At 68.2% G+C, this 22644-nt stretch carries 10 protein-coding genes, 1 tRNA gene and 3 rRNA genes; 2 read left to right on the forward strand and 12 right to left on the reverse strand.

Annotated elements, in window-relative coordinates; genetic code table 11:
- Positions 1-164: 164 nt before the first annotated feature.
- Positions 165-5690: a hybrid sensor histidine kinase/response regulator gene (locus tag SXIN_RS07680; RefSeq protein WP_095756775.1), complete on the reverse strand. Its 5526-nt coding sequence runs from the start codon at positions 5688-5690 to the stop codon at positions 165-167.
- Positions 5691-6079: 389 nt separating this feature from the next.
- On the opposite strand from SXIN_RS07680, the gene SXIN_RS07685 reads away from it, so the two are divergent.
- Positions 6080-8758, forward strand: a complete 2679-nt coding sequence (locus SXIN_RS07685; RefSeq protein WP_039822036.1) for a SpoIIE family protein phosphatase — start codon at positions 6080-6082, stop codon at positions 8756-8758.
- Positions 8759-8808: 50 nt separating this feature from the next.
- On the opposite strand, the gene SXIN_RS07690 is transcribed toward SXIN_RS07685, so the two are convergent.
- The 8 genes from SXIN_RS07690 to thyX form a co-directional block, all read right to left on the reverse strand.
- Positions 8809-8881, reverse strand: a tRNA-Thr gene (locus SXIN_RS07690).
- Positions 8882-8897: 16 nt separating this feature from the next.
- Positions 8898-9635 carry a DegT/DnrJ/EryC1/StrS family aminotransferase gene (locus tag SXIN_RS07695; protein ID WP_050930904.1) on the reverse strand — a complete coding sequence of 246 codons (738 nt, stop codon included), beginning with the start codon at positions 9633-9635 and terminating at the stop codon, positions 8898-8900.
- 111 nt (positions 9636-9746) lie between these two features.
- Positions 9747-9863 (reverse strand): 5S ribosomal RNA (rrf, locus tag SXIN_RS07700).
- A gap of 75 nt (positions 9864-9938) precedes the next feature.
- Positions 9939-13056, reverse strand: a 23S ribosomal RNA gene (locus SXIN_RS07705).
- Positions 13057-13350: 294 nt separating this feature from the next.
- Positions 13351-14875: ribosomal RNA gene (locus SXIN_RS07710) — 16S ribosomal RNA — on the reverse strand.
- Together the 16S, 23S and 5S rRNA genes form the textbook arrangement of a ribosomal RNA operon.
- Before the next feature lie 526 nt (positions 14876-15401).
- Positions 15402-17087 carry a ribonuclease J gene (locus SXIN_RS07720; RefSeq protein WP_019709755.1) on the reverse strand — a complete coding sequence of 562 codons (1686 nt, stop codon included), beginning with the start codon at positions 17085-17087 and terminating at the stop codon, positions 15402-15404.
- A gap of 157 nt (positions 17088-17244) precedes the next feature.
- Complete coding sequence (gene dapA, locus SXIN_RS07725) at positions 17245-18144, reverse strand: 4-hydroxy-tetrahydrodipicolinate synthase (protein WP_019709756.1); 900 nt, start codon at positions 18142-18144, stop codon at positions 17245-17247.
- A 177-nt stretch (positions 18145-18321) separates the two neighbouring features.
- Positions 18322-19062, reverse strand: coding sequence for an FAD-dependent thymidylate synthase (gene thyX / locus SXIN_RS07730; RefSeq protein WP_019709757.1), 741 nt, complete (start codon positions 19060-19062; stop codon positions 18322-18324).
- 185 nt (positions 19063-19247) lie between these two features.
- Here thyX and SXIN_RS07735 point away from each other — a divergent pair, with 185 nt between their 5' ends.
- Positions 19248-19796 (forward strand): hypothetical protein, encoded by a 549-nt coding sequence (locus SXIN_RS07735; protein ID WP_019709758.1) that lies wholly within the window; start codon positions 19248-19250, stop codon positions 19794-19796.
- A 131-nt stretch (positions 19797-19927) separates the two neighbouring features.
- Here SXIN_RS07735 and SXIN_RS07740 read toward each other — a convergent pair whose 3' ends face one another.
- The 3 genes from SXIN_RS07740 to SXIN_RS07750 all read right to left on the reverse strand — a co-directional run bounded on the left by SXIN_RS07740 (position 19928) and on the right by SXIN_RS07750 (position 22641).
- The gene (locus SXIN_RS07740) at positions 19928-20380 is read right to left on the reverse strand and encodes a tetratricopeptide repeat protein (protein ID WP_019709759.1); all 453 of its coding nucleotides are present in this window, start codon (positions 20378-20380) and stop codon (positions 19928-19930) included.
- Positions 20381-20385: 5 nt separating this feature from the next.
- A complete protein-coding gene (gene dapB, locus SXIN_RS07745) occupies positions 20386-21141 on the reverse strand; it encodes a 4-hydroxy-tetrahydrodipicolinate reductase (protein WP_019709760.1) in 756 nt (251 codons plus the stop codon).
- Between the two features lie 114 nt (positions 21142-21255).
- Entirely contained in the window at positions 21256-22641 is a 1386-nt protein-coding gene (locus SXIN_RS07750) for a M16 family metallopeptidase (RefSeq protein ID WP_039822045.1), read from the reverse strand.
- Positions 22642-22644 lie beyond the last annotated feature (3 nt).

Raw genomic sequence — 22644 nt, forward strand, 5'->3', positions numbered from 1 at the left:
GGGGACGACTCCCTTGCGCCGCCCGTCCTTGTGCCGGTCATCGTAACCGCACCCCGCCTGTCGCCACACCCTGTCACCGCGATGTCACTGTGCACACAGCGGAAACGCCGCGGAAGACCAGAAGGTTCCCCGGATACGGCGCTCCCACACCTCGTCGGGGACGGTCAGTCGGCACGCGGGCGCATCCACTGTTCCATCACGGTCAGCAGGTGATCGGTGTCGACCGGTTTGGTCACATAGTCCGAGGCCCCGGCGTCGATGCTCTTCTCCCGGTCCCCCTTCATCGCCTTCGCGGTGAGCGCGATGATGGGAAGCCCCGCGAACTGGGGCATCCTGCGGATCGCGGCCGTCGTGGCGTACCCGTCCATCTCGGGCATCATGATGTCCATCAGCACCAGCACCACGTCGTCGTGCTGCTCCAGGACCTCGATGCCCTCGCGCCCGTTCTCGGCGTAGAGCACGGAGAGGCCGTGCTGTTCCAGCACGCTCGTCAGCGCGAAGACGTTGCGGATGTCGTCGTCGACGATCAGCACCTTCTCCCCGTGGAAACCGCCGCCTCCCGGGCGGGGAGCCACCAGGTCCTGGCCGTTCCCGAGCCATGACTCCGGGGGTGCCGGCTGCGGCTCCGCCGAGACCTCCTCCGCCGGTGGCGCCGGCGGGAGTTCGGCCCGGGACTCCGCGGCGCGGCGCCGTCCCAGGGCCCGCCCGGCGGCGGCGCGGCGGGGCACGGGGCGCTCGACCGGCGTGCCCTCGCCGATCTCCGCGACGTCCGTCACACCGGCCGTCCCGTCGGGCAGCCCGTCGGCACCGCGCCGGCCCCGGCCGCGGTCGGCGGGCACGGGCGCGAGCTGCGGGTAGCCCTGCGGCGGAAGGGCGCCGGGATTGAGCGGCAGGTAGAGCGTGAAGGTCGAGCCGCGGCCCGGTTCGCTGGCGGCGTGGATCTCTCCGCCCAGCAGCCGGGCGATCTCCCGGCTGATGGAGAGGCCGAGGCCCGTGCCGCCATACTTGCGGCTGGTGGTGCCGTCGGCCTGCTTGAACGCCTCGAAGATCACCCTCATCTTGCTGGCCGCGATGCCGATACCGGTGTCGGTGACCGAGAAGGCGATCATCGGGGCATCCATCTCCTGCAGCGAGCCGTGCTCCAGGAGCTGCTCGCGGATGGCGTCCGGCACATCGTCCCCGGCGGGGCGGATGACCAGTTCCACCGCGCCGCCGTCGGTGAACTTCACCGCGTTCGACAGCAGGTTCCGCAGCACCTGCAGCAGCCGCTGCTCGTCGGTGTGCAGCGTGCCGGGCAGCTCCGGGGAGACCCGTACGGAGAAGTCCAGGCCCTTCTCGGCGGTGAGCGGGCGGAAGGTCGCCTCGACGTAGTCGACGAGCTGGACCAGGGCGATCCGGGACGGGCTGATGTCCATCTTGCCCGCCTCGACCTTCGACAGGTCGAGGATGTCGTTGATCAGCTGGAGCAGATCGGAACCGGCGCCGTGGATCGTCTCGGCGAACTCGACCTGTTTCGGGGAGAGATTGCCGTCGGCGTTGTCGGCGAGCAGCTTGGCCAGGATGAGCAGCGAGTTCAGCGGGGTCCGCAGCTCGTGCGACATGTTGGCCAGGAACTCCGACTTGTAGCGCATGGAGACGGCGAGCTGTTCGGCCCGCTCCTCCAGCACCTGCCGCGCCTCCTCGATCTCGGTGTTCTTCACCTCGATGTCGCGGTTCTGCCGCGCCAGCAGCTCGGCCTTCTCCTCCAGTTCGGCGTTGGACGCCTGGAGGGCCTTCTGCCGGTTCTCCAGCTCCTCGGAGCGGTCCTGGAGCTGCTCCGTCAGCTCCTGCGACTGCTTGAGCAGCACCTCGGTCTTGGTGTTGACGCTGATGGTGTTGACGCTCGTGGCGATCATCTCGGCGATCTGGTTCAGGAAGTCCTTCTGGATCTGTGTGAAGGGCTGGAAGGAGGCCAGCTCGATCACACCGAGGACCTGGCCCTCGAAGAGCACCGGCAGGACGATCACGTGGGCGGGCGGAGCCTCCCCCAGCCCCGAGGAGATCTTGAGATAACCGGGCGGCGCGTTCTCCACCAGGATCGCGCGCCTCTCCTCCGCCGCCGTACCGATGAGGGACTCGCCGGGCCGGAAGGTGGTGGGCATCGCCCCCATCGAGTACCCGTACGAGCCGATCATGCGCAGCTCGTACGAGCCCGCGTCGTCTATGGCGGCGACCTCGGTGCTCTCCGAATCGGCCGGTGCCGCGAGGAAGAACGCCCCGTGCTGCGCGGAGACCACCGGGGTCAGCTCGCTCATGATCAGGCGGGCCACGTCGGCGAGGTCACGGCGGCCCTGCATCAGACCGGAGATCCGGGCGAGGTTGCCCTTGAGCCAGTCCTGCTCCTTGTTGGCGAGCGTGGTCTCGCGCAGGGTCGCGATCATCGTGTTGATGTTGTCCTGGAGTTCCAGGATCTCGCCCGCGGCGTCCACGTCGATCTTGAGGTTGAGGTCGCCCCGGGTCACGGCCGCGGCGACCGCGGCGATGGCCCGCACCTGCCGGGTGAGGTTCCCGGCCATCTCGTTCACCGACTCGGTGAGGTCGCGCCAGGTGCCGTCCACGTCGCGGACCCGGGCCTGGCCGCCCAGCTGCCCCTCGGTGCCCACCTCGCGCGCCACCCGGGTGACCTGGTCCGCGAACGAGGAGAGCTGGTCCACCATCGTGTTGATGGTCGTCTTGAGCTCCAGGATCTCGCCGCGCGCGTCCACGTCGATCTTCTTGGTCAGATCACCCTTGGCGACCGCGGTGGTCACCATCGCGATGTTGCGCACCTGACCGGTCAGGTTGGACGCCATCGAGTTCACCGACTCGGTGAGGTCCTTCCAGGTGCCGGATACGCCGGGCACCCGGGCCTGGCCGCCGAGGATGCCCTCCGTGCCCACCTCGCGCGCCACGCGCGTCACCTCGTCGGCGAAGGACGAGAGGGTGGTCACCATCGTGTTGACGGTGTCGGCGAGCTGCGCGACCTCGCCGCGCGCCTCGACGGTCACCTTCTTGGTGAGATCGCCGTTGGCGACCGCGGACGACACCTGGGCGATGTTCCGCACCTGGATGGTGAGGTTGTTCGCCATCAGGTTGACGTTGTCCGTCAGGTCCTTCCAGATGCCCGACACGTCGCGGACCCGGGCCTGGCCGCCCAGCTGCCCCTCGGTGCCCACCTCGCGCGCGACCCGTGTCACCTGCTCCGCGAACGAGGACAGGGTGTCCACCATGGTGTTGACGGTCGTGACCAGCGCGAGGATCTCGCCCTTCGCGTCGACCGTCACCTTCTGCGACAGATCGCCGTTGGCCACCGCCGTCGTCACCTGCGCGATGTTCCGCACCTGGGTCGTCAGGTTGTTGGCCATGAAGTTGACGGACTGCGTGAGGTCCTTCCAGGTGCCGGAGACGCCCTGCACCTCCGCCTGGCCGCCGAGGATGCCCTCGGTGCCGACCTCGCGGGCCACCCGCGTCACCTGCTCCGCGAAGGAGGAGAGCTGGTCCACCATCGTGTTGAGGGTGTTCTTCAGCTCCAGGATCTCCCCGCGGGCGTCCACGTCGATCTTCTGCGAGAGATCACCGCGGGCGACCGCCGTGGCGACCTGCGCGATATTGCGGACCTGAGCGGTGAGATTGCCGGCCATGCCGTTGACGGAATCGGTCAGGTCCCGCCAGACACCGGCCACGCCGGGCACCTGTGCCTGGCCCCCGAGCCGGCCCTCCGTGCCGACCTCGCGCGCCACCCGCGTCACCTGGTCGGCGAACGCGGACAACTGGTCCACCATCGTGTTGATCGTGTTCTTCAGTTCGAGGATCTCGCCGCGGGCGTCGACCTCGATCTTCTGCGAGAGGTCGCCCCGGGCGACGGCCGTCGTCACCTGCGCGATCTGGCGGACCTGTGAGGTCAGGTTGCCCGCCATGAAGTTGACGGAGTCCGTCAGGTCCTTCCAGGTGCCGGACACCCCGTCCACCCGGGCCTGGCCGCCCAGCCGGCCCTCCGTGCCCACGTCCCGGGCCATCCGCGTGACCTGGTCGGCGAAGGACGAGAGCTGGTCGACCATCGTGTTGACGGTGTTCTTCAGCTTGAGCATCTCGCCGGAGACGTCGACCGTGACCTTCTGCGACAGATCACCGTTGGCCACCGCCGTCGTCACCTGGGCGATGTTCCGCACCTGACCGGTCAGGTTCCGGAACGCCGTGTTCACCGAATCGGTCAGGTCCTTCCACGTGCCCGCCGCACCCGGCACCTGCGCCTGACCGCCCAGCTCACCCTCGACACCGATCTCCCGGGCCACCCGCGTCACCTCGGCGCCGAAGGACGAGAGCTGGTCCACCATCGTGTTGACGGTGTTCTTCAGCTCCAGCATCTCCCCCGAGACGTCCACCGTGACCTTCTGCGACAGATCACCGTTGGCCACCGCCGTCGTCACCTGCGCGATGTCCCGCACCTGACCGGTCAGGTTCCGGAACGCCGTGTTCACCGAATCGGTCAGGTCCTTCCACGTGCCCGCCGCACCCGGCACCTGCGCCTGACCGCCCAGCTCACCCTCGGCGCCGACCTCCCGCGCCACGCGCGTCACCTCGCCCGCGAACGTCCGCAGGGTCTCGGTCATGGTGTTGATCGTCTCGGCGAGCTGCGCCACCTCGCCGCGGGCGCTCACCGTCACCTTCTGCGACAGGTCGCCGTTCGCCACCGCCGTCGTCACCTGGGCGATCCCGCGCACCTGCGCCGTCAGATTGCCCGCCATGAGGTTGACGGAGTCCGTCAGGTCCTTCCAGACGCCCGCCACCCCGGGCACCTGGGCCTGGCCGCCCAGCTCGCCCTCGGTACCGACCTCCCGTGCCACGCGCGTCACCTCGGAGGAGAACGAGGAGAGCTGGTCGACCATCGTGTTGACGGTGTTCTTGAGCTCCAGCATCTCGCCGGCCACGTGCACCGTGACCTTGCGGGACAGATCCCCCTTGGCCACCGCCGTCGTGACCAGCGCGATGTCCCGCACCTGCGCCGTGAGCCGGTACGCCATCGTGTTCACGGAATCCGTCAGGTCCTTCCACGAACCCGACATCCCCCGGACCTTGGCCTGGCCGCCCAGCTTGCCCTCGGTCCCCACCTCGCTGGCCACCCGCGTGACCTCGTCGGTGAACGCCGAGAGCTGGTCGACGAGCCCGTTGACCGTGCGCCCGACCTTCAGGAACTCACCGCGCAGCGGGTGCGCCGCTCCGTCCGGGTTCTGCGACCGCAGGTCCATGCGCTGCTCGAGATCGCCCTCGGACACCGCCGACAGCACCCGGCCGACCTCCGAGACGGGGCGCACGAGGTCGTCCACCAGCGCGTTCGTCGCGTCGATCGCCGCCGCCCACGAGCCCTCGCAGGGGCCCGTCTCCAGCCGCTCGGTGAGCTTGCCCTCCCGGCCGACGACCCGGCGGACCCGGGAGATCTCCCCGGTCAGCTGCTGATTGCGGTCCGCCACCTCGTTGAAGACGGCCGCGATCTCCGCCATCGTGCCGTCGCCGGAGACGGTCAGCCGCTTCCGGAAATTGCCGTCCCGCATCGCAGACAACGCGGTGAGCAGCCGGTTGAGCGCCGCCGTGTCCACCTCGGTCGTCCCGCCGCCACGAGAGCGCCCGCTCTTCGCGCGCGTCTTGGTGCTTCGCGCCGCTGCGCCCGACTCCACCGTGTCCTCCTGCAGGGTTGACCGTTCTCCCCGGACTCTTGAATGCGCCCAGTGTTTCACCCCGTTCCGGCCAGGCCATAACAGTTCGGCAGCATCGCACACCGTCCGACGGCACTCTCCGGGGGGAATCACCCGCGACCGGCATCCTCGCGGACGGCGAAGGTAAGTAACCTTGCATGCGGCTGTCCACCTCCGGCCAAAGCACCGGTGGTGAAGCATGTGACTCAAGAGGCCGGCGCGACACGGCTGCGAGCCGCCCGGCCAGAGGGAGTGGGATGAAGGAGCGGGGCGAGAGCCTGGTCCGGCAGGACGAGACGGACCGCGGCACCGGCCGCCTGCCCGACGGCCCCGGCGGCCCCGAGCTCCCCCAAGCCCCCGCCCTGCCCGGGATGCGCTCCCCCGGCACCGAGACCTTCCCGAGGAGACCAGTGATCACCGCGCGGGCTACGGCCACCTTCGAGCCGGTCGGGCGCTCGGTCGCCAGCGCCCGCGCCTTCGTCCGCGACACCCTGCAGGGCTGGGGCTACTCCGACATCGTCGACGACGCGGTCGTCCTCACCAGCGAACTCGTCACCAACGCCGTCGTCCACGCCGGCACCGCCGCCGACGTCCTCTGCCTGCGCACCGACGACGGGGTCCGCGTCGAGGTCGCCGACCGCTACCCCGAGCGCGACGTACCCCTGCAGCACAACGCGGCCCAGGCCGCCAGCCCCGACCGCGAGGGCGGCCGCGGGCTCATGCTCTGCGGAGCGATCGCCGCCAGCTGGGGCGTGGAGTACAGCCCGACCCACAAACAGGTCTGGTTCGAGCTCTCCCTCCCCCAGCGCCCCGCGGGCACCCGGTCGGCCGGCCCCGCCCTGCCCACCGACGCCCTCCCCGTCGCCGACGCCCGGGTCCGGGTCGCCGTCGTCCAGATCGACCGCGCCTCCGCGGTCAGCTCCTGGAACGAGGACGCCGAGTTCCTCTTCGGCCACGAGACCGAGAAGGTCCTCGGCAGACCCCTCACCGACTTCGCGGCCTGGCCGCACACGCCCGGCACCGGTACCGGCATCGCCGAGGCCCTCCAGCTCTCCCGCTGGGAGGGCTCCTACGGCATCCGCGCCGCGGACGGCCGGGTCGTCCCCGTCTACGCCTCCCATCTGCGGGTCCGGGACGCCGACGGCGCCCCCTCCACCGTCTGCCTCCTCGTACGGGACCACGAACGCGCCGTGCTGCAGACGACGCTCCGTGCCCCCGCCTCCCCGGACGGCACCACCCCCTCCGGGGACCGCCAGGGCTCGGCCGCGGACCCCTTCGAGGTCTTCATCGGCTCCCCCGCCCCCGACGACCTCGACGGCCTCCTGCAGCGCACCGTGGAACGCGCCCGCGACATGCTCGACGGCGACGCCGCCTACCTGCTGCTCGCCACGGACGACGAGACCGAGCTGGAGGTCCGCGCCTCCACCGGCCTCCCCTCGGCCCGCCAGCGCTTCGCCCGTGTCCCCGTCGAGGCGGGAACCGGACGCTACGGGTCCGCCCGGATGCCCGCCGTCCACGAAGACCTCACCGTCGTCCCCGGCGCCGTCCCGCTCCTCGCCGGCACCGGCATGCGCTCCGTCGTCACCGTCCCCCTCAAGGTCGAGGGGCGGCTCACCGGCTCCCTGGGCGTGGCCGCCGAGGCCCCCGGCCGCTACAGCAACGAGGAGGCGCTGCGCCTCCAGTTCGCCGCCGACCGCATCGCCCTGGCCGTGGAACGCGCCCGCCTCACCGAGCTGGAGCGGCTCCGCCGCGGCTCCCTGTCCTTCCTCGTCGAAGCCTCCGACCTGCTCGCGGGCACCCTCGACCGGGACCAGACCCTGGCGCTGATGGCCCAGATGACGGTCCCGACCCTCGCCACCTGGTGCGCCGTCTACACCGTCGCCGACCAGTCCACCGAGCCCGCACTCTCCTATGTGCTGCACGAGGACGAGGACCGGATCGACGGCCTCAAGACACTGCTCGGCAAGGTCCCGCCACCCGACCCGGTACCAACCCCCGGCGCCCGCGTCTGGACCGCCCCCAGCGACGCGGCCCACTCGGCGGCCCTGCGCAGCTCGCTGCGGAACCTGGGCCTGGGCGACGACTCCGGAGCGGCTCACGGCCCCGGGCCGTCCCTCGCCACAGCGTCCGCCGTCGGCGGCGAAACGGTCGTCCTGCCGCTGGTGGCCCGTAACCGCGTCATCGGAATGCTCACCCTCGGCAAGCCCTCCGACGAGCACTTCCGCCAGGAAATCCTGGAACTCGCCGAGGACCTGTCCCGCCGGGCCGCTCTGGCCCTGGACAACGCCCGCCTCTACTCGGAGCGCACCGCCATCAGCCAGTCGCTCCAGCGCAGCCTCCTGCCGCCCGAGCTGCCCGACGTGCCCGGCGTCGAGGTCGAGGTGATCTACCGCGCGGCGGGCGAGGGCAACGAGGTCGGCGGCGACTTCTACGACCTCTTCCCGATCCGGGACGGCGCCTACGGCTTCGCCATCGGCGACGTCTGCGGCACCGGCCCCGAAGCCGCCGCCGTCACCGGCCTCGCCCGGCACGCCCTGCGGCTCCTCGCCCGCGAGGGCTTCGGCGGCCCCGCCGTCCTGGAGCGCCTCAACGACGCCATCCTGGACGAGGGTGCCCGCAGCCGCTTCCTCACCCTGCTCTACGGCGAGTTGTGGCCGCAGCCGGACGGCGGCGCCCTGCTCAAGGTCGTCTGCGCGGGGCATCCCCAGCCGCTGCGCCTGCGCCAGGACGGCAGCGTGGAGCCCGCCGCGGAGCCCCAGCCGCTGCTCGGCGTCATGGAGGATCTCGAACTCTACGAGGAGGAGGTCACCCTGGCCCCCGGCGACGTCCTGCTGTGCGTCACCGACGGGGTCACCGAGCGCCGCGAGGGCACCCGGATGCTCGGCGACGAGGGCCTGGCAGACGTTCTGCGGACCTGTACGGGGCTGACGGCCGGGGCCGTCGCCGCCCGCGTGCTCCGCGCCGTGGAGCGCTTCGCCGCCGAACCCGCCTCGGACGACATGGCGATCCTGGCCATGCGGGTACCGGAGCCGCCCACCGAGCCCGCCTGAGCCCGGACATGCCGAAAGCCCCCGCCGTCCGGCGGGGGCTTTCCGTTCTGAGCCCCAATACGGAATCGAACCGTAGACCTTCTCCTTACCATGGAGACGCTCTGCCGACTGAGCTATTGGGGCGCGGCAACGGGATAGATCATACCCGAGCCCTGGAGCGCTCCCGACCACTCCCCAGCCGGGGGACGGGACGCAGCAGCCCTCCGAGGGCGTTGCACGCGGACACCACCCGCTGCAGCTCCCGGCGGGAGAGCGATGACCCGGAGGGCAGCGCCAGGCACTCGTCCGCGGCGCGCTCCGTCTCCGGCAGCCGGAGGTCCCGCCGGAAGCCGGGCGTCCGGTGGACGGGCGTCTGCACCGGCACCCGGCAGGCTATGCCCTTGCTCCGCAGCACCATCGCGAACGCGTCCCGGTCAGGCCGGCCGTTTCCCGGCACGCGCACCACGTACTGCTGGTAGGTGTGTCCGGCGCCCGCGGCGACGCGCGGGGTACGGACCCCTCTGAGCCGGGCGTTGAGATAGGCGGCATGCGCCTGGCGGTGCAGGATCTCCGCCGCGGGGCTCTCGTCCTCCTCGTGGTCGAGGAGCAACAGCCCATGGCGGCGTGCCGCTTCGCCGAGGCCGGCCAGATCCGCGCGGTGTCCGAACTGATGGACCGGCACGATCGCGGCGGTGCGCGGGGTCACCACACCGGCCGCGGCGTCCGCCGACAGGCAGAAGGAGTCGGCGTCGATATCGGCGAACACTGGTGTGGCGCCGGTGGCCCGGACGGCGTGCGCCACCTCCTGGGCCGCGAACGACGGCATGACGACCTCGTCGCCGGCGCCCACACCCGAATCCGTCAGAGCCCGCTCAAGTCTCTCCGCTGCACGTCCCATAACTCCAGATGATCCGGGGCCAACATGAACTCCGAGTGGCCCGCAGAACAACGCGAGAAAGCCCTGTGGGGAACCGGAGTCCCCCACAGGGCTTTCTCGTTATCAAGAATTGTTCGGCGGCGTCCTACTCTCCCACAGGGTCCCCCCTGCAGTACCATCGGCGCTGAAAGGCTTAGCTTCCGGGTTCGGAATGTAACCGGGCGTTTCCCTCACGCTATAACCACCGAAACACTATGAAACCATACGAACCGGACGGCAACACAGTTCGTTGTTTCAGAACCAACACAGTGGACGCGAGCACCTGAGGACAAGCCCTCGGCCTATTAGTACCAGTCAACTCCACACCTCACGGCGCTTCCATATCTGGCCTATCAACCCAGTCGTCTACTGGGAGCCTTAACCCCTCAAAGGAGGTGGGAGTCCTCATCTCGAAGCAGGCTTCCCGCTTAGATGCTTTCAGCGGTTATCCCTCCCGAACGTAGCCAACCAGCCATGCCCTTGGCAGGACAACTGGCACACCAGAGGTTCGTCCGTCCCGGTCCTCTCGTACTAGGGACAGCCCTTCTCAAGACTCCTACGCGCACAGCGGATAGGGACCGAACTGTCTCACGACGTTCTAAACCCAGCTCGCGTACCGCTTTAATGGGCGAACAGCCCAACCCTTGGGACCGACTCCAGCCCCAGGATGCGACGAGCCGACATCGAGGTGCCAAACCATCCCGTCGATATGGACTCTTGGGGAAGATCAGCCTGTTATCCCCGGGGTACCTTTTATCCGTTGAGCGACGGCGCTTCCACAAGCCACCGCCGGATCACTAGTCCCGACTTTCGTCCCTGCTCGACCCGTCGGTCTCACAGTCAAGCTCCCTTGTGCACTTACACTCAACACCTGATTACCAACCAGGCTGAGGGAACCTTTGGGCGCCTCCGTTACCCTTTAGGAGGCAACCGCCCCAGTTAAACTACCCACCAGACACTGTCCCTGATCCGGATCACGGACCCAGGTTAGACATCCAGCACGACCAGAGTGGTATTTCAACGACGACTCCACCCGAACTAGCGTCCGGGCTTCACAGTCTCCCACCTATCCTACACAAGCCGAACCGAACACCAATATCAAGCTGTAGTAAAGGTCCCGGGGTCTTTCCGTCCTGCTGCGCGAAACGAGCATCTTTACTCGTAGTGCAATTTCACCGGGCCTATGGTTGAGACAGTCGAGAAGTCGTTACGCCATTCGTGCAGGTCGGAACTTACCCGACAAGGAATTTCGCTACCTTAGGATGGTTATAGTTACCACCGCCGTTTACTGGCGCTTAAGTTCTCAGCTTCGCACACCCGAAAGCGCACTAACCGGTCCCCTTAACGTTCCAGCACCGGGCAGGCGTCAGTCCGTATACATCGCCTTACGGCTTCGCACGGACCTGTGTTTTTAGTAAACAGTCGCTTCTCGCTGGTCTCTGCGGCCACCACCAGCTCACACCGCAAGGGTGATCACCAGCAATGGCCCCCCTTCTCCCGAAGTTACGGGGGCATTTTGCCGAGTTCCTTAACCATAGTTCACCCGAACGCCTCGGTATTCTCTACCTGACCACCTGAGTCGGTTTAGGGTACGGGCCGCCATGAAACTCGCTAGAGGCTTTTCTCGACAGCATAGGATCATCCACTTCACCACAATCGGCTCGGCATCAGGTCTCACCCTTACGCGGAGGACGGATTTACCTACCCTCCGGGCTACACCCTTACCCCGGGACAACCACCGCCCGGGCTGGACTACCTTCCTGCGTCACCCCATCACTCACCTACTACCCCCTCGGGTCGTCGGCTCCACCACTCCGACCTCGTCCGAAGACTCAGCCGGCGGCTTCACGGACTTAGCATCAGAAGGTTCAGCGCTGGCGCTTCAAAGCGGGTACCGGAATATCAACCGGTTGTCCATCGACTACGCCTGTCGGCCTCGCCTTAGGTCCCGACTTACCCTGGGCAGATCAGCTTGACCCAGGAACCCTTAGTCAATCGGCGCACACGTTTCCCACGTGTGTATCGCTACTCATGCCTGCATTCTCACTCGTGAACCGTCCACCACTGCCTTCCGGCGCGGCTTCACCCGGCACACGACGCTCCCCTACCCATCCCAACGGTCGTTGGACCTCATGCTGGAATGACACGACTTCGGCGGTACGCTTGAGCCCCGCTACATTGTCGGCGCGGAATCACTTGACCAGTGAGCTATTACGCACTCTTTCAAGGATGGCTGCTTCTAAGCCAACCTCCTGGTTGTCTCTGCGACTCCACATCCTTTCCCACTTAGCGTACGCTTAGGGGCCTTAGTCGATGCTCTGGGCTGTTTCCCTCTCGACCATGGAGCTTATCCCCCACAGTCTCACTGCCGCGCTCTCACTTACCGGCATTCGGAGTTTGGCTAAGGTCAGTAACCCGGTAGGGCCCATCGCCTATCCAGTGCTCTACCTCCGGCAAGAAACACACGACGCTGCACCTAAATGCATTTCGGGGAGAACCAGCTATCACGGAGTTTGATTGGCCTTTCACCCCTAACCACAGGTCATCCCCCAGGTTTTCAACCCTGGTGGGTTCGGTCCTCCACACGGTCTTACCCGCGCTTCAACCTGCCCATGGCTAGATCACTCCGCTTCGGGTCTTGAGCGCGCTACTAAACGCCCTATTCGGACTCGCTTTCGCTACGGCTTCCCCACACGGGTTAACCTCGCAACACACCGCAAACTCGCAGGCTCATTCTTCAAAAGGCACGCAGTCACGACGCTCCGAAAACACGCGACGCTCCCACGGCTTGTAGGCACACGGTTTCAGGTACTATTTCACTCCGCTCCCGCGGTACTTTTCACCATTCCCTCACGGTACTATCCGCTATCGGTCACCAGGGAATATTTAGGCTTAGCGGGTGGTCCCGCCAGATTCACACGGGATTTCTCGGGCCCCGTGCTACTTGGGTGTCGCACAAGCAAGTTGCTGACATTTCGGCTACGGGGGTCTTACCCTCTACGCCGGGCCTTTCGCATGCCCTTCGCCTACACCAACAATTTCTGACTCGCCCGATGGCCGGCAGACCATCGAAGTACGATCCCACAACCCCGTAAGCGCAACCCCTGCCGGGTATCACACGCCTACGGTTTGGCCTCATCCGGTTTCGCTCGCCACTACTCCCGGAATCACGGTTGTTTTCTCTTCCTGCGGGTACTGAGATGTTTCACTTCCCCGCGTTCCCTCCACATACCCTATGTGTTCAGGTATGGGTGACAGCCCATGACGACTGCCGGGTTTCCCCATTCGGACACCCCCGGATCAAAGCTCGGTTGACAGCTCCCCGGGGCCTATCGCGGCCTCCCACGTCCTTCATCGGTTCCTGGTACCAAGGCATCCACCGTGCGCCCTTAAAAACTTGGCCACAGATGCTCGCGTCCACTGTGCAGTTCTCAAACAACGACCAGCCACCCGCCACCCACACCAACCGTGCGTTCACCGGGACCGGCAACCGAAGACACAAGCAAACAGCCCGTGCCCTCAGACACCCAACAGCGCGCCCGGCCGACCCGATCACGTTCCACACCGCCGAAGCAGAGCAGTACTGGTCCGAACCGCCGTGCCGAATAGTCAACGTTCCACCCATGAGCAACCAGCACCGGACATTCGCCGGTGTTCTGGCCTCTGACCGCAGAACCGGGTGAGAAGTGCTCCTTAGAAAGGAGGTGATCCAGCCGCACCTTCCGGTACGGCTACCTTGTTACGACTTCGTCCCAATCGCCAGTCCCACCTTCGACGATTCCCTCCCTTACGGGTTGGGCCACCGGCTTCGGGTGTTACCGACTTTCGTGACGTGACGGGCGGTGTGTACAAGGCCCGGGAACGTATTCACCGCAGCAATGCTGATCTGCGATTACTAGCGACTCCGACTTCATGGGGTCGAGTTGCAGACCCCAATCCGAACTGAGACCGGCTTTTTGAGATTCGCTCCACCTCGCGGTATCGCAGCTCATTGTACCGGCCATTGTAGCACGTGTGCAGCCCAAGACATAAGGGGCATGATGACTTGACGTCGTCCCCACCTTCCTCCGAGTTGACCCCGGCAGTCTCCTGTGAGTCCCCATCACCCCGAAAGGCATGCTGGCAACACAGAACAAGGGTTGCGCTCGTTGCGGGACTTAACCCAACATCTCACGACACGAGCTGACGACAGCCATGCACCACCTGTACACCGACCACAAGGGGGCCGTATCTCTACGGCTTTCCGGTGTATGTCAAGCCTTGGTAAGGTTCTTCGCGTTGCGTCGAATTAAGCCACATGCTCCGCCGCTTGTGCGGGCCCCCGTCAATTCCTTTGAGTTTTAGCCTTGCGGCCGTACTCCCCAGGCGGGGAACTTAATGCGTTAGCTGCGGCACGGACGACGTGGAATGTCGCCCACACCTAGTTCCCAACGTTTACGGCGTGGACTACCAGGGTATCTAATCCTGTTCGCTCCCCACGCTTTCGCTCCTCAGCGTCAGTATCGGCCCAGAGATCCGCCTTCGCCACCGGTGTTCCTCCTGATATCTGCGCATTTCACCGCTACACCAGGAATTCCGATCTCCCCTACCGAACTCTAGCCTGCCCGTATCGAATGCAGACCCGGGGTTAAGCCCCGGGCTTTCACATCCGACGCGACAAGCCGCCTACGAGCTCTTTACGCCCAATAATTCCGGACAACGCTCGCACCCTACGTATTACCGCGGCTGCTGGCACGTAGTTAGCCGGTGCTTCTTCTGCAGGTACCGTCACTTGCGCTTCTTCCCTGCTGAAAGAGGTTTACAACCCGAAGGCCGTCATCCCTCACGCGGCGTCGCTGCATCAGGCTTCCGCCCATTGTGCAATATTCCCCACTGCTGCCTCCCGTAGGAGTCTGGGCCGTGTCTCAGTCCCAGTGTGGCCGGTCGCCCTCTCAGGCCGGCTACCCGTCGTCGCCTTGGTAGGCCATCACCCCACCAACAAGCTGATAGGCCGCGGGCTCATCCTGCACCGCCGGAGCTTTCCACCACCATCGGATGCCCGAGATGGTCGTATCCGGTATTAGACCCCGTTTCCAGGGCTTGTCCCAGAGTGCAGGGCAGATTGCCCACGTGTTACTCACCCGTTCGCCACTAATCCCCTCCGAAGAGGTTCATCGTTCGACTTGCATGTGTTAAGCACGCCGCCAGCGTTCGTCCTGAGCCAGGATCAAACTCTCCGTGAATGCTTCACGCAAGAGCGGCGCAGCCCGGAGGAATAATCCGGACCGCGCACAGCGTCCTCGCTGTAAAATCGCCTCCCGACCGCCACCACACTCGATGGCACGGGAGGACTTGTTTCAAAGGAACCTCATCCCGGCAGCAAACCTGAATCTGCCGCCCGGACGGGGTATCAACATATCTGGCGTTGACTTTTGGCACGCTGTTGAGTTCTCAAGGAACGGACGCTTCCTTCGGCCCCGCCTTACCGGGCCCTCCGGGCGCTTCCCTTCGGTTTTCCCAACCCTACCAGACACTTTCCGAACCGATTTCCCGATCCGAATTCCGTATCCAGTGGCCGTTGGAATGGCCTTACCTTTCGGCTGACCCGACGTTATCAGACTTCTCCGGGCCGGATTTCCACCCGGTTCGAGTTCCATCCGGACGCGGAGCGTCCCGGTGTCCTCGTTCGGGGGAGATGCCAAAGTACTGGACGGCCGCGTCCGGAGGCAAATCGGCTCCGTGCGCGGCCGTCCGGGCGTCGACGGGCCGTCAGACGTCCACGACGACGGGCAGGATCATCGGGCGCCGGCGGTAGTTGTCGGAAACCCACTTGCCCACCGCGCGGCGGATCAGCTGCTGGAGCTGGTGTGCCTCGGAGATGCCGTCCGAGGCCGAGCGCGCCAGCGCCTCCTCGATCTTCGGGACGACCGCGGAGAGCGCCGAGTCCTCGATGCCCGAGCCGCGGGCCTGCAGATGCGGCCCGCCGACGATCTTGCCGGTGGTGCTGTCGACGACCACGAAGACCGAGATGATGCCTTCCTCGCCCAGGATGCGGCGGTCCTTGAGGGCCGGCTCCTTCACATCGCCGACCGAGAGGCCGTCGACGTAGACGTATCCGGCCTGGACCTTGCCGGCGATCTTGGCGATGCCGTCGACCAGATCCACCACGACGCCGTCCTCGGCGATGACGATGCGGTTCTGCGGCACGCCTGTGAGCGCGCCCAGTTCCGCGTTGGCCCGCAGATGGCGCCACTCGCCGTGCACCGGCATCAGGTTGCGGGGTTTGCAGATGTTGTAGAAGTACAGCAGCTCTCCCGCCGAGGCGTGGCCGGAGACATGGACCTTGGCGTTGCCCTTGTGGACGACGTTCGCGCCCCAGCGGGTCAGGCCGTTGATCACCCGGTAGACCGCGTTCTCGTTGCCCGGGATGAGCGAGGAGGCCAGGATCACCGTGTCGCCCTGGACGATGCGGATCTGGTGGTCCCGGTTGGCCATCCGGGAGAGGGCCGCCATCGGCTCGCCCTGGGACCCGGTGCAGACGAGGACGACCTCGTGCTCCGGGAGGTCGTCGAGCGTCTTGACGTCCACGACCAGGCCGGGCGGCACCCGCAGATAGCCGAGATCCCGGGCGATGCCCATGTTGCGGACCATGGAGCGGCCGACGAAGGCCACCCTGCGGCCGTACTCGTGGGCGGCGTCGAGGATCTGCTGGATGCGGTGGACGTGGCTGGCGAAGCTCGCCACGATGATCCGCTTCCGCGCGCCGGCGAAGACCTGCCGGAGCACCCCGGAGATGTCGCGCTCCGGCGGTACGAAGCCGGGGACCTCCGAGTTCGTCGAGTCCGCGAGCAGCAGGTCGATACCCTCCTCGCCGAGCCGTGCGAACGCGGGCAGATCGGTGAGGCGGCGGTCCAGCGGGAGCTGGTCCATCTTGAAGTCGCCGGTGTGGACGACCATCCCGGCCGGGGTGCGGATGGCGACGGCGAGGGCGTCGGGGATCGAGTGGTTCACCGCGACGAATTCGCAGTCGAAGGGGCCGATGCGCTCGCGGTGGCCCTCGCTCACCTCAAGGGTGTAGGGGCGGATGCGGTGCTCCTGGAGCTTCGCCTCGATCAGTGCGAGGGTCAGCTTGGAGCCGATCACGGGGATGTCCTGCTTCTCGCGGAGCAGATAGGGGACACCGCCGATGTGGTCCTCGTGGCCGTGCGTGAGCACGATGCCGTCGATGTCGTCGAGACGGTCCCGGATGGACGTGAAGTCCGGCAGGATCAGGTCAACTCCGGGCTGCTCCTCCTCGGGGAAGAGCACCCCGCAGTCGACGATCAGCAGGCGTCCGCCGTACTCGAAGACGGTCATGTTGCGGCCGATCTCGCCGAGACCGCCGAGCGGGGTGACGCGGAGGCCGCCCTGGGGGAGTTCCGGCGGCGGGCCGAGCTCGGGATGCGGATGACTCAAAAGACTCTCCTCACCACGCGCGACCGTCTCCCCCGCCATGCCCCGCCGCGTGCAACGGGCGGCGGGGCATGGCGGAGAGGGCGTGGCGCGCGTGACATGCGTGCACGTGCGTTAGATGTCGTTGTGGAGTTGTGCGGTGGTGCGGTCGTGCCGTTGTTCAGAGCTGTACCCCGCCGGCCGCCAGATCGCGCCTGAGCTGCTCGGTCTCCTCCTCGGAGAGCTCCACGAGCGGCAGCCGGAGCGGACCGCCGGGGAGTCCCAGCCGGCCGAGAACGGCCTTGGTCGTGATGACGCCCTGGGTGCGGAACATGCCGGTGAAGACGGGCAGCAGCTTCTGGTGGATCTCGGTCGCCTTCTGGACGTCGCCGGAGAGGTGCGCTTCGAGCAGGGCGCGCAGCTCGGGGGTGACGATGTGGCCGACGACGGAGACGAAGCCCACGGCGCCGACCGAGAGCAGCGGCAGGTTGAGCATGTCGTCGCCGGAGTACCAGGCGAGGCCGCTGCGGGCGAGGGCCCAGCTGGCGCGGCCGAGGTCGCCCTTGGCGTCCTTGTTGGCGACGATGCGCGGGTGCTCGGCGAGCCGGACGATCGTCTCGGTGTTGATCGGGACGCCGCTGCGGCCGGGGATGTCGTAGAGCATGACGGGCAGGCCGGTCGCGTCGGCGATGGCCGAGAAGTGCCGGAAGAGGCCCTCCTGCGGCGGCTTGCTGTAGTACGGGGTGACGGCCAGCAGGCCGTGCGCCCCGGCCGCCTCGGCGGCGCGGGCCAGCTCGACGCTGTGCCGGGTGTCGTTGGTGCTGGCTCCGGCGACGACATGGGCCCGGTCGCCGACGGCCTCGACCACGGCGCGGACGATATCGGCTTTCTCGCCGTCGCCGGTGGTCGGGGACTCACCGGTGGTGCCGTTGACGACGATGCCGTCGTTGCCGGCGTCCACCAGGTGGGCGGCGAGGCGCTGGGCGCCGTCGAGGTCGAGGATGCCGTCCGCGGTGAACGGAGTGACCATGGCGGTCAGGACCCGCCCGAACGGGGTCTGAGGAGTGGAGGTCGGAGCCATGGGTCCCACGCTACTCGTAGCGCACCGCGAGGCGCTCCCTCGGGGAGCCGGGAAGTGGAACCCGGCACTGCCTGCTCGGGGGTTCAGGCAGTGCCGGGTCCGGTTTCTCACCCTAGAGGAACCTCGTAAAACGCCGCAATACGGGCGCCTCGCACGGCGTATCCGGACATCCCGGACCTAGGGCGCAACACGCCCGTTGGCGTTGAAGGCGGCGTGGGTGAGTGGCATGAGCCGAGCCCACTCCGCCTCCATCCGCTCCCCCACCATCTCGATCTCGCGCTGCGGGAAGGACGGGACCGCCGCCTGCTCGTGCCGGGTGCGCAGCCCCAGGAAGTGCATCAGCGAGCGCGCGTTGCACGTGGCGTACATGGAGGAGAAGAGGCCGACGGGGAGCACCGCCCGGGCGACCTCGCGGGCGACGCCCGCGGCCAGCATCTCCTGGTAGGCCTCGTAGGCCTGGCGGTAGCTCTCCTCCATGACCCGGCCGGTCAGGGCGCGCTGTTCCGCCGAGCCCTCCACGAACCGGTACTGGCCGGGCCGGCCCTCCTGGACCAGCCTGCGGTCTCCGCCCGGGACGTAGAACACCGGCTGGAGCTCGCGGTAGCGGCCGGACTCCTCGTTGTACGACCAACCCGCCCGGTGCCGGTGGAACTCGCGGAAGACGAAGATCGGCGCGCTGATGAAGAAGGTCATCGAGTTGTGCTCGAAGGGGCTGCCGTGACGGTCGCGCATCAGGTAGTTGATCAGCCCCTTGGAGCGCTCCGGGTCCTTCCGGAGCTCGTCGAGGGACTGCTCGCCGGCGGTCGAGACGCGGGCGGCCCACAGCACGTCGGTGTCGGACGCGCTGTGCTTCACGAGCTCGACGGTCACATCGCTGCGGAAGCTCGGCTTGGCGCTCTCGGCTGAGGCGTCGGTCACGGTCGGGTCCTTCCCTGGTGTCTCTGGGCGGCGCCCAGCTTACGGGCCGGTGCGGGGGCGTCCGCGGGGCCGCCGGGAACGGCCGCCGCCCGGGGGCGGCGCCCTGAGGTGGTCGGGACCGGGTGCGGGTCGATAATCTCACCGGGCACAGCCTGTTCGAGCGTGCATACGAGTGAGGACCAGTCGTGCCCCTGACCTTCCTGACGGCCGACCGCGCATTCGACGAGGCCGCGGACGACATCGCCCTGCCGCACCACGACGAGAACCGCTGGCGCCGCCCGTACCGCCCAGGCCCCTGGCGGGTCGGGGCGGCCGCGCTTCTGCTGCTGCTCGCCTCGTACATGCTCGTCGCGGCGGTGATCGTCGCCCTGGCGGGCGCGCTGTCCGCGACGATCACGGCCGTGGTCTCGGCCGCCGTCGTGATCGCGCTGGCGCTGCGGGTGCTGCGCATGGGCGCGTGGGTCAGCGCGCAGGGACTGCGGCAGGTCTCCCTGCTCACCACCCGCACCGTCCCCTGGCAGCGGCTGTCCCGGGTCCGGACCGTCCAGCAGCCGGTGAAGTGGCTCGGGCTGCCGCGCACCGTGCAGGGCCAGGCGCTGGTCGCGTCGCCCGACGGCGGGGAGCCGCTGCGGCCGCTGCTCACCGACCACAACGCGGACTTCCTGGGCCGCCCCGGGGCCTTCGACCGGGCGGCGGACGCGGTGGAGGGCTGGGCCGCGCACTACGGCCGCTGAGAGCGGCGCCGCCCCCACCGGCACCCCGGCTCCACCGCGCGCCGGTACGCTCCCCGAAGGGCCGGTGCCCGGATACGCGGGGCCCGCCACCGCGCGGCGGCGGGCCCACGGGCCGCGAGCACGGCGCGGGTTCAGGCGCGGACCGGACGGCCGTCGTGCAGGGCGATGGCCCGCTGCATGGCCTTGCGGGCGCGGGGCGTGTCCCGCGCGTCGCGGTAGGCGACGGCGAGCCGGAACCAGACCCGCCAGTCCCCCGGCGCCGCCTCCGCCTCGGCCTTGCGGCGGGCGAAGACGGCGTCAGCCGAGTCGCGGTCGATCCGGCCGCTCGGGGTCCGGACCAGTTCGTCGACGGGCAGGCCGCCCTCCGCCTCCAGCTCGGCGGCGAGCCGGTCCGCGTCGCGGGCGAAACGCGTCGTCTGCCACAGGAACCACACGCCGATCAGCGGTATCACCAGCACGGAGACGCCGAAGGTGACGGTCACCACCGTGCCCTGCCCGATCAGTGCCAGGCCCCGGCCGCCGGCCAGCACGAAGTAGACGCAGAGGACCGCCGCGAGAACGCTGTAGGTGATCTTGTCGCGCACGGCCGTCAGTCCAGGTCCATGAAGTGTTCCAGGCCGAAGGTGAGGCCGGGCGTGGAGCCCACGCGCCGTACGCCGAGCAGGATGCCCGGCATGAAGCAGCTGTGGTGCAGGGAGTCGTGCCGGATGGTGAGCGTCTCGCCGGTGTCGCCGAACAGCACCTCCTGGTGCGCGAGCAGCCCGCGCAGCCGCACCGAGTGCACCGGTACGCCGTCCACATCGGCGCCGCGCGCCCCGTCGAGCGCCGTGGTGGTGGCGTCGGGCTGAGGGCCGCGGCCGGCCTCGCGCCGGGCTCCGGCGATGAGCTGGGCGGTGCGGGTGGCCGTACCGGAGGGGGCGTCCGCCTTGTTCGGGTGGTGCAGTTCGACGACCTCGGAGGACTCGAACCAGCGGGCCGCCTTCCGCGCGAACTCCATCGTGAGCACGGCGCCGATGGAGAAGTTGGGCGCGATGAGCACACCGGTTCCGGGGGACCCGGCGAGCAGTCCGCGCACGGTCTCCAGACGTTCGTCGGTCCAGCCGGTGGTGCCGACCACGGCGTGGATGCCGTTGCGGATCAGGAAGTCCAGATTGCCCATGACCGCGTCGGGGTGCGTGAGATCGACCGTGACCTCGGCCTTCGCCGCGGTCAGCGCGGCCGGCTCGTCGTCGCGGTCGAGCGCGGCGACGAGCTCCATGTCCTCGGCGGACTCCACCGCGCGGACGGCCTCGGACCCGATGCGCCCCTGGGCGCCCAGGACTGCCACTCGGAGCTTGCTGCTCATGGCGGGTTGTTCCTCACTTCTTCCGTGGACCGGCCGGCCGGTCCGCCGTGGGCCGGCGGCGGCCGGTGAGCTGACGCGCCGGCCTCCAGTGTGCCGCCGCGGCCGGGCGGGCCGTCAGGCCACCACCTCGTGGAGACGGTCGGCCTGCCGGTCCTTGAGCGGCCCGATGACCGACAGCGAGGGCCGCTGTCCCAGCAGATCACGCGCCACCTCGCGGACCTCGTCCGGGGTGACGGCCGCGATCCGGGCGAGCATGTCGTCGACCGACAACTGGTCGCCCCAGACGAGCTCGCCCTTGCCGATGCGGTGCATCAGCGCGCCGGTGTCCTCCAGGCCGAGGACCGTGGAGCCGGCCAGCTGTCCCGTGGCCCGCCGGATCTCCTCGTCGGTCAGCCCGTGCAGGGCGGCCTGTTCCAGCTCGTCGCGGCAGAGCTTGAGGACGTCGTGGACCTGGCCGGGACGGCAGCCGGCGTAGACGCCGAAGAGCCCGCAGTCGGCGAAGCCCGTGGTGAAGGAGTAGACGGAGTAGGCCAGCCCGCGCTTCTCCCGGATCTCCTGGAAGAGCCGGGAGCTCATACCGCCGCCGAGCGCGGTGTTGAGGACGCCGAGCGCCCAGCGGCGTTCGTCGGTGCGGGGCAGACCGGGCATGCCCAGCACCACGTGCGCCTGCTCGGTACTCCGGCTGAGCAGATCGACCCGTCCGGCCGCGCGGACGGCGCGGCTGCCGGAGCGCGGGCCGACCGGCTCCGCGTCCGTACGGGACAGCGCGCCGGCCTGTTCGAAGGCGGCGTGGACCAGTCCGGTGATGCGGTCGTGGTCGACGTTGCCCGCGGCGGTGACGACCAGGTGCGTCGGGTCGTAGTGCTTCTTGTAGAAGCGGGCGACGCGGTCGCGGGTGAGCCCCTCGACCGTCTCGACGGTGCCCAGGACCGGGCGGCCGAGCGGGCTGTCGCCGAGCATGGTGCGGGTGAAGAGGTCGTGGACGCAGTCGTCGGGGTCGTCCTCCGTCATGGCGATCTCTTCGAGGATCACCCCGCGCTCGGCCTCGACCTCGGCCGTGTCGATGACCGAACCCGTGAGCATGTCGCAGAGGACGTCGACGGCCAGTGGGACGTCACGGTCGAGCACCCGTGCGTAGTAGCACGTGTACTCCTTGGTCGTGAAGGCGTTCATCTCGCCGCCCACGGCGTCCAGCGCGGCGGAGATGTCCAGCGCGCTGCGCCGCCCGGTGCCCTTGAAGAGCAGGTGCTCCAGGTAGTGCGTGGCGCCGCCCAGGGCCGGGGTCTCGTCGCGGGAGCCGACGCGCGCCCAGATGCCGAAGGTGACCGAGCGGACCGTCGGGAGGGTTTCGGTGACGACCCGCAGGCCGCCGGGGAGGATGGTGCGGCGGACCGTGCCGGTGCCGTTGTCGCCCGGGAGGAGCGTTTCGGTACGGCCGACGGCCCGCCCCTCCGAGGAGGTGCGGGCCGTCGGGCGGTGTGATCCGCCCGCAGGGGGCAGGGA

The organism is Streptomyces xinghaiensis S187, assembly GCF_000220705.2.
In the GTDB taxonomy this organism is placed as follows: Bacteria; Actinomycetota; Actinomycetes; order Streptomycetales; family Streptomycetaceae; genus Streptomyces; species Streptomyces xinghaiensis.